Annotated in this window: 16 protein-coding genes; 3 read left to right on the top strand and 13 right to left on the bottom strand. The window is 47.6% G+C overall.

Features of this window, described 5'->3' with window-relative positions:
- Positions 1 to 205 precede the first annotated feature (205 nt).
- The 11 genes from MHH25_RS08875 to MHH25_RS08825 all read right to left on the bottom strand — a co-directional run bounded on the left by MHH25_RS08875 (position 206) and on the right by MHH25_RS08825 (position 10,585).
- Positions 206 to 1,090, bottom strand: a complete 885-nt coding sequence (locus tag MHH25_RS08875) for a serine/threonine-protein kinase (protein ID WP_340019832.1) — start codon at positions 1,088 to 1,090, stop codon at positions 206 to 208.
- Positions 1,087 to 1,665 carry a GNAT family N-acetyltransferase gene (locus MHH25_RS08870; protein ID WP_340019831.1) on the bottom strand — a complete coding sequence of 193 codons (579 nt, stop codon included), beginning with the start codon at positions 1,663 to 1,665 and terminating at the stop codon, positions 1,087 to 1,089. Before MHH25_RS08870 ends, MHH25_RS08875 begins: the two co-directional genes overlap by 4 nt.
- On the bottom strand, positions 1,662 to 2,243 hold the full coding sequence (locus MHH25_RS08865) for a DJ-1/PfpI family protein (protein ID WP_076252496.1): 582 nt from the start codon (positions 2,241 to 2,243) through the stop codon (positions 1,662 to 1,664). The genes MHH25_RS08870 and MHH25_RS08865 overlap by 4 nt, the downstream gene beginning before the upstream one ends.
- Positions 2,244 to 2,457: 214 nt before the next feature.
- Positions 2,458 to 3,378, bottom strand: coding sequence for an SDR family oxidoreductase (locus MHH25_RS08860; RefSeq protein WP_340019830.1), 921 nt, complete (start codon positions 3,376 to 3,378; stop codon positions 2,458 to 2,460).
- 69 nt (positions 3,379 to 3,447) lie between these two features.
- Positions 3,448 to 4,776 carry a F390 synthetase-related protein gene (locus MHH25_RS08855; RefSeq protein ID WP_076327074.1) on the bottom strand — a complete coding sequence of 443 codons (1,329 nt, stop codon included), beginning with the start codon at positions 4,774 to 4,776 and terminating at the stop codon, positions 3,448 to 3,450.
- Complete coding sequence (locus MHH25_RS08850; protein ID WP_340019829.1) at positions 4,773 to 5,633, bottom strand: MBL fold metallo-hydrolase; 861 nt, start codon at positions 5,631 to 5,633, stop codon at positions 4,773 to 4,775. Before MHH25_RS08850 ends, MHH25_RS08855 begins: the two co-directional genes overlap by 4 nt.
- The gene (locus tag MHH25_RS08845) at positions 5,627 to 6,622 is read right to left on the bottom strand and encodes an NAD-dependent epimerase/dehydratase family protein (protein WP_340019827.1); all 996 of its coding nucleotides are present in this window, start codon (positions 6,620 to 6,622) and stop codon (positions 5,627 to 5,629) included. The genes MHH25_RS08850 and MHH25_RS08845 overlap by 7 nt, the downstream gene beginning before the upstream one ends.
- The gene (locus tag MHH25_RS08840; protein WP_340019826.1) at positions 6,619 to 7,911 is read right to left on the bottom strand and encodes an ATP-grasp domain-containing protein; all 1,293 of its coding nucleotides are present in this window, start codon (positions 7,909 to 7,911) and stop codon (positions 6,619 to 6,621) included. The genes MHH25_RS08845 and MHH25_RS08840 overlap by 4 nt, the downstream gene beginning before the upstream one ends.
- Positions 7,901 to 8,902, bottom strand: a complete 1,002-nt coding sequence (locus tag MHH25_RS08835; RefSeq protein ID WP_340019824.1) for a beta-ketoacyl-ACP synthase III — start codon at positions 8,900 to 8,902, stop codon at positions 7,901 to 7,903. Before MHH25_RS08835 ends, MHH25_RS08840 begins: the two co-directional genes overlap by 11 nt.
- Positions 8,903 to 9,056: 154 nt before the next feature.
- Positions 9,057 to 9,947 (bottom strand): TIGR01777 family oxidoreductase, encoded by an 891-nt coding sequence (locus MHH25_RS08830; RefSeq protein ID WP_340019823.1) that lies wholly within the window; start codon positions 9,945 to 9,947, stop codon positions 9,057 to 9,059.
- A 116-nt stretch (positions 9,948 to 10,063) separates the two neighbouring features.
- The gene (locus MHH25_RS08825) at positions 10,064 to 10,585 is read right to left on the bottom strand and encodes a hypothetical protein (protein WP_340019821.1); all 522 of its coding nucleotides are present in this window, start codon (positions 10,583 to 10,585) and stop codon (positions 10,064 to 10,066) included.
- Positions 10,586 to 10,752: 167 nt separating this feature from the next.
- On the opposite strand from MHH25_RS08825, the gene MHH25_RS08820 reads away from it, so the two are divergent.
- Both MHH25_RS08820 and MHH25_RS08815 read left to right on the top strand, forming a co-directional pair.
- The gene (locus MHH25_RS08820; protein ID WP_340019820.1) at positions 10,753 to 11,127 is read left to right on the top strand and encodes a BlaI/MecI/CopY family transcriptional regulator; all 375 of its coding nucleotides are present in this window, start codon (positions 10,753 to 10,755) and stop codon (positions 11,125 to 11,127) included.
- A 6-nt stretch (positions 11,128 to 11,133) separates the two neighbouring features.
- Positions 11,134 to 12,450 (top strand): M56 family metallopeptidase, encoded by a 1,317-nt coding sequence (locus MHH25_RS08815; protein WP_340019819.1) that lies wholly within the window; start codon positions 11,134 to 11,136, stop codon positions 12,448 to 12,450.
- Between the two features lie 100 nt (positions 12,451 to 12,550).
- Here MHH25_RS08815 and MHH25_RS08810 read toward each other — a convergent pair whose 3' ends face one another.
- A complete protein-coding gene (locus tag MHH25_RS08810) occupies positions 12,551 to 13,285 on the bottom strand; it encodes a YdcF family protein (RefSeq protein ID WP_340019818.1) in 735 nt (244 codons plus the stop codon).
- Positions 13,286 to 13,678: 393 nt separating this feature from the next.
- Positions 13,679 to 14,524: an AraC family transcriptional regulator gene (locus tag MHH25_RS08805; RefSeq protein ID WP_340019817.1), complete on the bottom strand. Its 846-nt coding sequence runs from the start codon at positions 14,522 to 14,524 to the stop codon at positions 13,679 to 13,681.
- A gap of 235 nt (positions 14,525 to 14,759) precedes the next feature.
- Here MHH25_RS08805 and MHH25_RS08800 point away from each other — a divergent pair, with 235 nt between their 5' ends.
- Entirely contained in the window at positions 14,760 to 15,290 is a 531-nt protein-coding gene (locus MHH25_RS08800) for a TetR/AcrR family transcriptional regulator (protein ID WP_036610260.1), read from the top strand.
- Positions 15,291 to 15,361 lie beyond the last annotated feature (71 nt).

Raw genomic sequence — 15,361 nt, 5'->3', positions numbered from 1 at the left:
TAACCTTTGCAATAATCGTTTGCCTACACTGCCTTTACCAGCTTCTTGCTGCTCCAAACAAATGAAACATGCATAGATGTCTTTATATGGTCCTGACATGGCATATCTACACATCGTCTGCACCCCCTTAATAATTTCCATTATACGGGATTTCACACACACTTACGAATGGATTTTGCATATTTGCGAAAATTCCACCACTCACTCATTGACCTTTAATCGCAGCTTGTTTCCAGGCCTCACCAAGTTCCGCAATCGATGCGTACCGCTCGGACCGATCATCGCTCACTGCACGTATCACAACCTGATACAATGCTTCTCCGGCATCCCATCTGTCATAGGAACGATCTTTCTCCCCACCAAGCAACCCAAACGCCATTGCCCCCATGTTGAATACATTGGTAACCGCATCTATGGGTGCACCTAACTCAAATTCCTCAGGTGACATAAAGCGGGAAGATCCCCACATGCGCCCCATGGTATTGGTAAAAGAGCCCTTCCGATACAAGTCGATATCACAAATTTTCATAAAGTTTCTGTCAAAATCATAGATCAGACTGCCATCATACAGATCTACAGCCACATAGCCTCTTCGTTCCACCTCGATATGAAAATCCAGAATCTGCTCCATTGCCTGAATACGTGTCTGCACTGGGAGTTGTCTGAACCGATAGTAGGGCGAACGCGGATCTTCATATTTGGCCGGAGGCGGAAAATACCAGTGGGAATGCAGACACTCCCCATCTACCCAATCGAATACACAGGCATAGCCCTCATCCGTTGCAAAATGATCCGTTAGTCGAATCAACGTGTCATGCGCCAAATCTTCGTAAACGGAAACAGATGATTTCAGATTACGAATGGCTTCCGGGGGACTTCCCGTATGATTCGCATGAATTGTATGTGCTCCCGCATATTTAACGAACAATCGCTTTCCATCCTTTCGCACAATACCAAAAGAGAGATTCCCTGAATCCTGCTGATCGAATACGCGAAAAACCCTACCCAAGGGCTGTAACCAATCGAAAGAATGAGACTCTTTTAAAACAAAGGAAACACCATCGATCTCAAGTTCAACTTGATCTGTCATCGGACTCCTCCTGTGCTGGTATCTTCATTCAATGTTGAATGCTCCGTATAAAAGTAATTCATATGCGCCTCATCATATCCCTGACCGTTGACTTCCAATGCGTTACTCTCGATGCCGTAGACTTCAAATCCATATCGCTCGTATAAACGTCTGGCTGATTTATTTGTTGTCACTACACTCAGATTAATCTGCTTGATGCCCTCCAGATGTCTTCCCCGATCCAGCACCTCGCGGAGCAAACGCGAAGCCAGCCCACTCCCCCGATATGGCGGAGCTACATAGACGCCCCAGATCATACCTTTGTGCCTGAGCTTTAGGCCGTGTTCCCTTTTGAAACCCATCATTCCCGCCAAAGTTCCTTCTTCTGTGTATGCTCCCAGAATATAATCATCGGGCTCATTATGTATGCGTTCCTGTACTTCATTCATGGGGATCTGAATGGACAACTCAAACGAAGCCCCGAAGGCTTCAGGATGTGTTTTCAGTGCTTCCAGTCGCAAAAGCCAGTAGATGTCTGCTTCATCCCGCTGAATATTGCGAATGATATATGTCTCTTGCTTTCGATCTGCGTTCATTCTTCGACCACTCCCTGCATTTCATAAGGATAATCGATCTGAAGTTTTACATTCGCTGCCGCTTCCTGTCCTGCAAGCAACCCAACAACATAAATCCCCAGATCAATGGACGTGGCTACTCCACCAGCCGTAATGACATTCCCATCTTTTACAATCCGCTTCTGAATCACCTCGGTGACATACGGCTCAAGCAAATTATATGCACGGGGATGTGTTGTTGCTTTTTTGCCGGATAAGAAACCAGCTGCACCCAGCAGCAGAGAGCCTGTGCACACCGAAACCTTCAAAGGCACAGACTCAGCCTGTTTCAGCCAACCTACAAAGGTCTCGTCATATCGAAGCTTGCGCGTTCCCATGCCTCCGGGGATAAACACGAGATCATATTCCGATAGGTCAGGCTTCACTCGATCCACCTTCAATGTTAGACCAGACTCATCCGTGACCTGGTCTGTCATTGCACAGGTTTCCCACGTCGTTCCTTTGGTAGGTTCAAAGAAATTCAACCGATTGATCACATCATAAAATCCTGCAAAATCAAGGAAAGTCAGTCCATCAAACAAAACGAATGCCATTTTCATTGGTAACCTCCGCGTTTTAATTTGGAGCATCCTGATTATGTTTCTGATTCCGATCCCGTTCCATTGCTTCCTTCACCCGGTCACGCGCTGGCAGCTTGCTATTGATATGAAAGAGCAGACCCACAATCGCAAGAAGTAAAATAATGACGATAAATTCGAAAATGGCTAATCTCTCCTTTTCGGAAATTACGCAATCGTGACTCGTACCTTATCTCTATTTTAATCCACGGGCGATGATCCACTCCAGCCACTTCCAGGGTAGCAGTACTTTACCTATGATGAGCACACGCGAACCTTTTCCCAAAGCATATCGAAGTCTTGGTGCACGCATCCGTGCAATTCGGCCAATCAGATCGGCTACCTCCTGTGGATCAGGTGCCGTCTCGCTCGCATGTTTGGAATAACGAAGAACCGCGTCCAGCTTATGCTTATACGGAGAGTCCTCGCTCCGGTGAATCTCACCCAAACCTTTATTCCAGATCGGTGTGCGATAAGAGCCAGGCTCAACTAATACCACCCGAACACCAAACGAAGACATCTCATGCCGCAAACTTTCCGTAAATCCTTCCACAGCGAATTTGGAGGCAGCATAGGGCGCATACCCTGGAAAACCGGACAAACCACTGACACTGGACAAATTAACAATTAACCCCTGCTTCTGTACACGCATCACAGGCAGAACCGCCCGTGTCACAGCGATTAATCCAAATAGATTCGTTTCCATTTGTCGCCGCCAATCCTCCATCGATACTTCCTCAATGAACCCGCCCACCGCAAATCCTGCATTGTTCACCAGCATGTCGATTCGGCCATTGTTGTGAAGTGCGCTCCCCACAGCTTTCTGCACCGATTCAGCATCGGTCACGTCCAGTTGCACATATTGCAAACGATCAGCTAACCCCGCCTGTTCAGCCAGTTTCACCAATTCTTCTCTTCGACTCAGATCACGCATTGTAGCAACAACAAGGTATCCCTGCTTGGCAAGGGTGATCGCGGTAAGCATACCAAAACCACTGGAGGTACCCGTAATTAAGGCCACCGGAGCGTTAGTTCCTTCCTTCGTCTTTTTCACTACATCAGAACCTGCATTAATCCGTCCCTGTCCGGCTTCTGTTAAGTTTTCCTCTACTGTCACGGTGTGTCCTTCTTTCCTCGGTAAATTACTTACTTCCCGTTCCTACCTATACCGCACGGCCCCTGCTGCTTAATCCGCCACTCCATTATGCCGTCTCTCCACCCTGCGCAGCTTCGTAAGTCCCGGTTCAAACGTATACGGTACAAATCTGATCTCAGGTAAGGTGCATTCAAGCCGCTCTCCCAGCTTCATCAGTTCCAGCAGTACATTGGTCTCAACCTGAGCCATCACTGCGTTCCCGCCAAGTCGAAGGGATACCTCCATTGTTCCGTCCCCTTGCTGCACCACACGATAATGTTCAATATCCGGCGAAGCCGCAATGACCGAACGGGTAACGAAATCCGGAAAGACCGGTACCGCCTCACCCGTATGCATGTTTGAAAAATAAAGCGTGTCATCACAGCGGCCTTCAATCCGCTCAATGGCAGTAAACGGGGAACCACAGGCACATGGCAGCGCCGCCTCGGTCAGAATATCATTCAACCGATATCGGATGATCGGCTGTGATGTTCTGGAGAAGTCCGTAATAATGGGCACGAACCGTCGGGTGGCGGGATCAATGAACTCTTTTTCAATATGCACGATATCTTCATTCAAATGCAGTGTGCCATAACGACAGGTTGCACCCAGGAACCCTTCTGTGCACTGATAGACTTGATGAACGGTCTGTCCGAAGACCCGCTCCAACACCTTGCGATCCAGGGGGTCCAGCACCTCGGCAACAGAGATGATTTTATCCGGTACAGCAGTCAGATATCCTACCACATACGCATCCGCCAACAGACGCAGCATGGATGGAGGAGCCACCCACACGGTAGGTTGGTAGGTTTCCAGCCGCTTAACCAAGGTCTCCACACGTTCCAGCAGATCAAAGTACTGAAACTGCAATTTGCCACGTTGCACCGATTCATACAGATTACTGTTGGCCCGCAGGAAAAACGCAATCTTCGCAGGTTTCCACAGTCCACCAGGCAGCAACTTGGCCAGCACCGTACCCGTCCACGCATCCTGCTCCCGATCACTCACCAGAAATATCCCCCGGTTCCCTGACGTGCCCGAAGACAGTCCAACCGTCACGCCTTGAATGGAAGGTTTGAAATCACGTGTTTCTTCACTTTCACCTGCAAGAGCCAGCGCTTTGTCCTTGGTAATACCCACCGTGTTCAGTGTATCAAAATGTTCCATCATGGTTGATTTGTCAATCAACGGAAAGCTTCTCCAGTCGGTTGCGTCCACGCCACCCCACCACTTCCGGTAAAACGGAGATCGGGCACGGATCTGATGAACATGCCGAATAATCCGGCGCTCTTGCCAGCGCTCAAGTTGTTCTCGTGTTTTCCATGTTCGCAGCCCACGTGCGAGTGCATAATGAACCACAATACGAAAGGTATTACTCATCGTTTCAGCCCTCCTGTACCCCAAGCGTCCAATACCTCTCGGCAATGACTCGGCACAATCTGAATGTGGGGAAACTGCTGATGCAGCTGAACCAGCTTGTCAAAGTTACGATTGTATTCCTGTCGATTCGACATGATGATTCCAGCAAGAATATTCGGTCTGCGCTGTTCCCGAAAAGCCCGACTTGACCATACCGCGTCCGCGCAGAGAAAATAGTCATGTTCTTCTGTATGCAGCAGGAGTCCCATCATGCCTTCCGCATGACCGGATACATCCACCCCCAGCAGACTGCCATCACCAAAGATGTCGTAGACCTCATCAAAAGGGAATCCTTCCTCTATTCTCGTCCATCGCTCAGGCTCACACGTAACTGGCAATGATCTGACTATAAAATCCTCGGGCAACAGCCCCGCAAGAAAACCTGCTTTTACAGCCGCAATCGGACCAAGTGAGCGCACAGCATCATAGGCTCTTGGCAGATAGATGAATTGTGCCTCCGGGAAATCTCGTACACCCGCGATATGATCGCCGTGAAAATGAGAGAGGATGATATACCGAATATCCGAAGCTTTCAGTCCAATTCGAGCCAAAAAATGAACGGCACTATCCTCTTCACGATAGACCACTGGTGTAATATGACGATACATTGCATTAGGCAAATGAGCCGTTTCCTCAAAAAAGCGGGAACTATATCCCGTATCCAACAGGATCGGTCCATGTACGGGATGAATGATGCAGGCAAATCCTGCCGGGAAATGTACTGGACTCAATCGACCACCACGCAGCGTCAGAAACTCTGGATGTGTACAGTAACCCGCCGCACCCAAATATAGTTTCACCGGAGTTGTTGTCAGCATGATTCAGCCCTCCACCAGTCTGCAAATTGTTGCAATCCCTCTTCAATGGACACCCGAGGGATGTATCCCAATTGCTCCCGTGCATCCGTAATATCCAACGTCTGTGGGATGGATAAGGAGCCGACTGTATACCGTGTTAATGCAGGTTCACCCAACGCAGGAATATAGCCATGAACTCGCTCTAGCAACGCTGCCACACCATATGCCATCCGATAAGGAATGTTTCGACGACGCAAGGGCATATCCAGCATGCCAAACAGGCTGCTCACCAACTCACTGAACGCTCTCGGATCGCCATTGGAGATATTGTAAGCTCTGCCGAGTGCTTCTGCATCGACATCGCGGCACAACAACAAGGCATCCACCACATTATCCACACATGTCAGATCGATTAACGCCTGTCCACCACCGATCATCGGCACGCCCGATTTTGCGTTTGCTGCGACAATTCTGGGAAATAACGTCTGATCATACGGACCAAAAATGGCTCGCGGTCGAATCATGATCGATGGAAGTCCCTTCGCATGCCCCTCCATTACAACCTGCTCAGCGAGAAGCTTCGTGGCTGCATAATGATTGGCTGGTTTGGATGGCAACGGATCATTCTCATGTACGTTATATCGCGGATTGTAATTAAAATATATACTCGGAGTTGAGACATGTATGAATCGCTGCACCTCATTATGCAGGCAGCCATCAATGAAGTTTTGTGTGCCTTCTACATTACTGCTATAAAAGTCACGATATCTGCCCCATGGCGATGATAAAGCTGCACAGTGAAAGACCATATCCTGCCCCGCACACGCTTCGTTTACTGTTGCCTGATCCCGTATATCTCCACTCAAGAATCGGATTCCTGCCAACTCAAGTTCTGCACCAATCTTTGGCTGTCGGCCCATGCCAGTGACTTCCCACCCCTCTTTAGCAAGTCGTATCGCGAGATGCCTGCCCAGACATCCCGTAGCTCCTGTAACCAATGCTCTATTCATTGTTGTTCACCGTTCCATTCTATGTCATGAGTCAAAGCTTCAGTCAGCGAGCACTTCTGTGATCTTGCCAGACGCCATGCAGCTAGCACCACTCCGAATTGTTCAAATACAGGCTGGATATCCTGCCCTACATAGACCACATCCCTGGTTCCACGCCACGCAGCTATCCATGCACGGAATTTCCCTTTGCCAAAGATCTGCTGTACTCCGCTTCCCAGCATGGGGAGCATGAGCATGGCTTTGCTGCCCCGTGCGGGCGTGATCATTTTTCTTTCTTTTACCAACGTCTCCGGTTCAGTTAGTGCACGCACCAAGTCATCTCCGGGGTGAAACAGATGAATCCCACTCGTTGCCCTCGGATTACACTCAATCGCGTACACTCGCCTGTCCTGACCTTCTATAAAATCAAACCCAATCTGTCCACTAAAACCCGTTGCCTCAAGAAATTGTCTAACCCACGCAAGGGCACCTTCATGTTCCACCTGTTCAAAAAAAACACTGGCTCCCACGCTTCCTGTACGATAGCGACTGTCGTAAGTGGCATGTGCAACCAGTTGCCCTTCATGCGCTATGCTGTATGTACATAACATCTGACCAGGAATGTAGGCCTGTGCAACCCAAGGTGAAATAGATGATAGTGCTACCTCGTCCGGAGGGTCGTTACGGAAATGTCGACGTTTCTTTTCACTTACGTTTCCTTCCTGATCCGTCCCTGCCCTAGCCTCATCGTTCATGAGTGTTGGCATGCGAACTTTGGCTGCAAAGCGGGAATACACCGGTTTCCATACCCAATCTCCTACTTTTCCCAGAACAGACTGAGCTTCCATCCATTCCTGCCGACTGTGGATCAGGTGTGTATCCGGAACCGAAAGACCGAGTGACCCTGCAAGCTGGATAAAATCATATTTATGGTGCAGCTCATGCAGCTGCTCCAGAGTTGTAACCAGAACACGGCAATATGCACGCAATCTGTCTGCCCCTTGGGCAACATAAAAGACTTCTTCACACATCGGAATCAACAGGTCGATCTGCCAATCCTGTGCCAACCGTTCCAGCTCTGCCAGATACGCACGTGTGTCATGACGTGGCGACGGGACCACAGCGCACTGTTCCACTGCACGAGATAATCTGGTCAGATGCCGTACGGCACTCTCCGCGACATAGACCCGATGGCCTGCCCGATGAAGCATGCGTGCCAGATCGAGCGTTACGGGAGCCCTTCCGCCTGTAAGCAACACACGGAGAGAAGCAGCTGTACGATGTCTGGTTTCCCCAGATCTAGTAGTCAAAAATGAGTCCTCCCAATGATAATCCGGCAGCCGTGCCAATCATCAACACCCGATCTCCACGCTGAATACGCTGTTGTCTAATCGCTTCATGCAGACCCATCGGGATCGATGCCGCAATCGTATTGCCGTGATTTCGTGTGATGTCCATAAACCGATCTTCAGCAATGCCAAGCTTCTTACGGATCAGTCTCATCGCCATGGCACTTCCCTGATGGGGAATGACCAATTGGAAATCCTCCATTCTATCCCCGGTCGCCTGCAGCATATCACCAATGAATCCAGGCAAAAGTCTAGAAGCCATGCGGAAGATCGCCTGTCCATCCATATGAAAAAGGTAGGGTTCAGGCTGATCTGCCTTATAATTCGAAGCATGCATCCGTGTACCTCCACCTGCAATCTCCGAGAAGCGAGCACCTCGGCTGTAGGTTTGAAGGGAAGCATGGACGATCTGTGAGGATGACCCTTCAGGCGAACGCTCAATAATAACAGCGGCCGCTCCATCTCCGAACAGGGCCGCACTCTCTTTATCAGACCAATTCAGTCCGGCTGAGGCAATCTCAGTGGCTACGAGCAGTACTCGCTGGTAACGTCCAGCATCTACCATATAGGAAATCACATCCAGTCCGTTCAGGAAACTTAGGCAGGTTGCATCCATATCAAAGGCAGGTACGCCCGAATCTTGCTGTCCCATGGCCTGCTGGATAAATACCGCCGTACTTGGCAACGGTTGTTCCTTCGTGCCACTGGTACACACCAGACAGTCGATATCACTAAATTGTAATCCTGCATCCGCCAGTGCAGCTTCCGCAGCCCGTGCGCCCATGAAAGAGGAGGTTTCTTCACCCGAAGCATAATGACGTACACCTACGCCTGTAGCTTTGCTAACCCAGCCCGTAGGCACGTCCAAGCGGCGATCCAGTTCCTCATCGGTGACTTCCTGTTCAGGCAGGTACTTCCCTGTTCCTGCGATCCTTACTCTTCTAAGTTGCATTTCCCCAACCTCTTTCTGTTCATCTGACTGATTAATATGAAATTTACACTCCACCTCAAATGGCGAAACACCATGAAGTAGAAGCTTTGAAATATACAACAGGAAGGGCAGATGCCTCTGCCCTTCCTGTTGTATTTTCTTTTGTTATGAAGTGTCATTTCTTCTTATTCAAGATCTCGGCAAGAGCTGCATCTAGCGTACCGTATGTGAACGTGAATCCTTCCCTCTCCATTCGCTCAGGAATTACCCAACGACTTTTGAGAACCAATTCCGTCTCGGTCTGAATAAAACGTGCGCCCAGTTCAAGCATCCAGCGAGGAGAAGGTAGTCCAATCCGCACACCCATCTGTTCTCTCATACGCGCCATTAGCTCCCGATTCGTCACCGGATGCGGAGAGGAAGCATTGAACACACCATTCAAGTGTGGATGCTCTTGCAGATAGATTACCATGCGGAAGAGATCCTCGATATGAATCCAGCTGAACTGCTGTGTTCCTGCGCCTTGAGATCCTCCCAGTCCAAAACGGACGAGGTTCGTCATGGGCACCATCACGCCACCCTCGCCCAGCACAATCGCAATCCGCAGTGCAATCTGACGTGTAGACGGCAGACTGAATTCAAAGAAAGCCTGTTCCCATGCCTTGGCAACGTCGACCGAGAACCCGGAGCCAATCTCGCCCTCTTTTTCCGTCATGGGACGATCTTCAGCATGTCTGTATATGGTTGCTGTACTCGAATTAATCCATAATTCAGGAGGTTGATTACAAGCCAGGACGGCTTCGCCGAGAATGCGCGTTGTCCGGGTTCTGGATTCCAGAATGACTTTGCGATTCTCCTCCGTATAACGGCAGTTCACCGATTTACCTGCCAGGTTAATCAATATTTCTGCCTCTTCCAGTGCCCCTATAATTCCCGCACGATCCTCCCAGGCAATATGACCGGGCTGACGCGAGATAATTAACACCTCATACCCCAGCTTTCTGAACCTTTGGGCAAAATCCTGTCCGACAAATCCCGTTCCACCAGCTAATACAACCTTCTTCACGGTATCCCCTCATTTCCCATACTGGGTAAAGAATTCGCAAGATATAGATTGGAATGTTTCTATGCATGCAAAATGCAGATATTAGATTAACACCGCCGGTGACCCGTTGGTTTGATTTAATTCGCACCCAAGGCTGCGTACATGCGATCCCGCTCTTCGATAGCCCATGCGTTTGCAGGGTTTTGTTCCAGCTGATATCGGAGTTCATCATAAAAATCATGGATCATGAATCCGTCCGGCAAGTTCCCAAGCATCGCTGTAAAGTTGTACTCTGGCAGTGTTCTCTTTCCTTCGCTGATCTGCTTCAGCCAATCCATCCACTTTGCAAGAGTAAGCACTTCCTCCTGCCATAACTCAGCCTGTAACCCAAGCGCATCTTGAAGTTGCTCGTACGCCAATGGATCGGCGAAGGCGCGGCAGGCCTGAACAGCCAGTTCGTACAACTCGGTCACTGCACGGCGTACCTCATGCTCAAGTTCGACCTCCAAACCTCCCATGTAATCCTGAACCTGAATGCTCTGTCCATCATCATATAATAGCGGTGCCTGCGCCAACAGGCGTACAATCTCTTCCATCTCGTGCATTGAAACTCGCTTCTGCTCATAGAGAGCAGGTAATTGATATGCTGTAATGATCATTCACTCCTACATCGTTCTTCTATTAATGACCTATATTATAACATGGTTTGGCAATCATCTATCAGGATAACTTGACTATCCACTACAAGTTGTAGTAGTTTATACGTACTACGTAGTGTAGTAATACGATCGTTATGGACGCATAACGATGTTAAGGAGTGTTCACTGTGAACCAGATTCAAAAATTATCCGAAACAGAAATGGAGTTAATGGTTGTTATATGGTCATGCGCCCCACCGGTCACCTCCACAGAACTATTAGACATATTTGCTGAGAAGGGGAAAGCGTGGAAAGCGCAGACCATGTCTACCTTTCTGTCACGGTTGGTGGATAAAGGCGCTCTTACCGTTACGAGACGTGGACGAACCAATGACTATGAGCCTCTTCTACAACCCGAAGATTACAAACTACAGGAAACGCAGCATGTTCTTGATGGACTCTATCAAGGTTCAGTCAAGAATTTGGTTTCGGCCATGTATGACGGTGACAAGCTTTCAGACGATGACATTTCAGAACTGAAAAAATGGCTTTCGGAAAAGTAGGTGCAGATGATGAATATCTTTTTTGAGATTCTGTGCAGCCTGACCGTGGCGGGAAGTATCGTTTCTGTTTGTATTTTGGCACTACGACTTAGACCCGTATCTGTTTTTCCGACCAAGTGGCTCTACAGACTCGGTAAACTGGCTATCTTGTTTTATCTGTTCCCGGTATCTCTTGGCCTTTCATGGCTTTTGGATATTGCATTCCAAACGACATCAACTATACCAGGTACGGAGAATGCAGCAACTTCGGGCGTACTTGCAGGAACGTTTATCCCGGAACAAACCATCTCGGTAACCACAGCCTGGTTCTTGTTATGCGTCTGGGGTATTGGAGTCATCAGTTTTTCTGCATGGCAGGTGTACTGTTATAGAAGATTTTTGAATGATTTATCTCGTACACGTACCCCGGTCCTCTGTCATAGTGAAGCAGCTATACAGCTACCATTAATCAAAGAGGCTTTGGGTCTCAAACGCAATATCACGCTTGCTCACAGCACGCTAGTACGAAGCCCTATACTGGTTGGCTTGTTTAAACCCACGATATATCTGCCACCCGAAAATACGGTGAAAATGGACATCAGCATGGTAATTCATCATGAGTTGGTACATCTAAAACATAAAGATCTGTGGGTCAAGGCTGTGACCTTGGGGGTTATTGCCCTGCACTGGTTCAATCCCCTGATTCATATGATTCGCCGGGACATTCATACTTGGAGCGAGTTGGCCTGTGATGAAGATGTGGTGAAAGAGATGTCCCACGAAGAACGAAGACGATATGGTGAGACAATTTTAAATGTGATGGCGGGAACCAAGAAAATGCCTGCTCAATTTTGTTCGTCCCTGTCGGGTGAAGGCAAACAATTAAAAAGGAGATTGATGATTATGTTTAATGTAAAGAAACTGAAAAAGAAACATTGGATAATAAGTATGGGAGCCCTCCTGCTTATTACAGGCGTAAGTACGTCCACCGCAGTGTGGGCATCAAACCACACAGTTAAAGTGGAGGCTGAGGCTTCTGAAGCTGTGACTGTTCCTTCTACGGGTGGATCTTCTGAAATCGTAGCTTCTCCCAACAAGGTTGGAATTTCCGAAGCTGTAACTGCTCCTTCTACTACCGAAACTCCTGAGATCGTGACTCTCCCTGAGGATGAAGTTTCCGAAGCTGTGCCAGTTCCGTCTGCTACTGTTCCATCCACTACTGAACCTTCTGAGGCTAAAGTTGTAGAATCAGCCACTGTTCCTTTTAAGGGTGAATCTCCTGAAATCGTAGCTCTCCCTGGGGATAAGGTTTCAGTAACTGTACCTGCTCCTTCAGAAAAATAACCTATCGTTAAGGAGCAATAACCATCCTTATATGCAAACAGGACGAAGCATAGATCATAGATCTCCGCTTCGTCCTGTTTCCGTTTCTCTGTCATGTGCATTAGATAAATGTTTTGATCGTAGCAAAATATTCGCGGATCATGTTGACGGGTTTCAGATAACCCGGTGACGGAGCCGATATGCCGTATTCTGCTGCATAACCGTTCTTGGCAGCGATATACTTGGATCGAAACATATGATAGTCACTGGTGACAATCATGATCTCGGGGTGCTCCAGCCCGGACTCATTAATGATTTTTTTGGAAAAGGCCAAATTCTCCTGTGTACTTGTGGAGCGATCTTCCATAATCACTTGGGCAGGGTTAATCCCCTGTTCAATCAGATAGTTTTTCATGGCGAGCGCTTCGGGAATCGATTCCCCAGGTCCCTGCCCACCCGATACAATGACGGGTGTCTGAGGGTGACTGCGAATGTAGTCCAGACTGGCATCCAACCTTTGCTTCAAGGTCAATGACAATTCCGTTCCACGGATGCCTGAACCCAGAATAATGACATAGTCCGCTTCTTCCGGATCATTCGCACCAAGCTGTGTGAATACAAGGGCTTCAATAATGACAAAAGAGACGGCAACCACGCCAAATCCGGTAAGGATAATCCGTTTCAGAATAACATGCTTCTGATAGTCAATCCGTCTTAGTACGATAAAAGCCACCGTGATCATTCCGAAAAACATGACTGGGAATCTTTGGCCCCAGAAGGCCAGAAATGCCACAAAACATGCCAACAGGACAAGATCAATGATCAGTCCATTTTTTTGTAAGAACTTTTTTATCAAATCCGTAGACACTCCTTCTTGTACCCATTATTCCGCAAATCACTTATTATTCAATAATTACGAATATATCCTGCACCTATGTAACTTTGAGGCAAATGGAGACTACGAACTCTCCGCAGGTCATGCATTAATTGCTCGTGTTGGATGATCGTCTGAATGAATGGGTCCTCATATAACATATCTGCCTCCTGCGGTTTACCTCGTTGTCCTCTTATTGCTGTTAACCTTCGTTCCAATATATCATGTTTACCTATCTGCAATAAAATGAACAACGCTTGAACATCCTCTGTACAACTTCGAATCTCTGATTAATCACAACCAAATAACCCATAAACAGCTTCGGTTATCCGAATGTTTATGGGCGACAATGATCGAGTTTGAAACGGTTAAAATTTATTTAATCGGTATCCAGATTTGTGGAGGTTGATTGGGCCCCGGGTATACTTCCAGCTCCGGCATATATGCGTGCTCATAAGGGTTGGATGGAAACCATTCCGAAATAATCCGTTTCCACAGAAGCTGCATACTCTCCGGCATCGGGCCTTCTACCTCAAATACACTCCATTTGGAAGCAGGCATGGTGAAGCTTGATAATCCTTCCGGTACTTCACCATCGTAAGTCGTAGCAATCCAGTATTGCATCTGTTTCTCCTGGATTTCGCTCTGATCCACAACGACACCGAGTAAACCTGGAATATCCCCGTTGTTCAGTTCAAATAAACGATCCTCTGTACCGCTTGTCCACGCTTCCTGCCACATCTTCCCGATGCCTTGCAGATGTTCTCCATCTGCATATGAGAAAGTTTGCTCCACTCCAACCAACGTAAATTCGGGATGTTCAACAATTTTATATTTCATCGGCTCTGCTCCTTTTATACTCACTTGAATCACCAGACGATTATACGATTGGACAGCGTTACTATTCTTTCGAGCCTCACTGGGTGCGATCCCATGTTGTCTACGAAATGCTTTGGAGAAAGATTCCGGTGTGTCGTAACCGTATTTAAATGCCAGATCAATGATTTTGTGATCACTTTGAAGCAGCTCATGTGCCGCCAGTGTCAATCGTCTGCGTTTTATGTACTCGGCTACAGTAACATCAGTTAATAAGGCAAAGGTACGTTGAAAATGAAAAGGAGAGATATGGGCCTGCGCTGCAATCTGCTCCATCGTCATATTTTCGAGTAAGTGGTCTTCCATATATTGAATAGCGACCTGTAATGCGTTGATCCAGTTCATGTAATAATCACTCCTTGATGTCTAATATAACGGATAAACCACCCAAAAACCTGTCATGTTGTGCTCTCATATGTCCGGTTAATGTGCAACGACTTTTTTCATATAACGCCCTGCCCAGGCTTTGAACTAACCAAAGACAAGGGGAGTCACAAAATTTGACAATGTCAACGAATTATTATAGCCTACAAGTATAATGATCGTTCTATCTTATTTTGAAGGGAGAGTATCATTGAATATGAGCAGCAAAAAAGAAATGCTTTTGAACGTGGCTGAAGAATTATTCTACCTCCACGGCTTCCATTCCATCGGCTTGAAGCGGATTATCACGGATGCCGGGATTGCCATCATGACGTTATATAATCATTTTGAGTCCAAGGATGATCTCATTGTCCAGGTACTCTTACGACGCGAACAGCGTTATTTAGAACAGCTCAGGCAATATGCAGACAATAAAGCACAACCTATGTTCCTCAATCTGGCTGAAGGACATGCAACCTGGTTGAAGGAACACGAATCAAGAGGTTGCTTATTTTTACGCGCCAAAGAAGAATTCGGAGGTCATGCGGACCATATCATCGTGCAGACAGTAAATGCGCATAAAAGACATATGCGAACTTTAATCCAAACATTGGCGCCTGTTGCAAGTGATCGAGATCTATTGCGATTCTCCCTGCTGCTGGAGGGTTCCACGGCACTTGCTGAGACAGAAAATGTAAATGACGTCTGCCTTGAACTGATCCATATGACGCAGACCAGTTTCAAATAAAGCTATTCCGGGTGAGTTAATATTTCAACTCACTTTTTTATTTAATAAGAAATATAATGATCGTTCTATCT

The sequence above is a fragment of the Paenibacillus sp. FSL H3-0457 genome, assembly GCF_037981725.1.
Taxonomy (GTDB): domain Bacteria; phylum Bacillota; class Bacilli; order Paenibacillales; family Paenibacillaceae; genus Paenibacillus; species Paenibacillus amylolyticus.
This window is presented reverse-complemented; position numbering and strand designations above follow the sequence as displayed.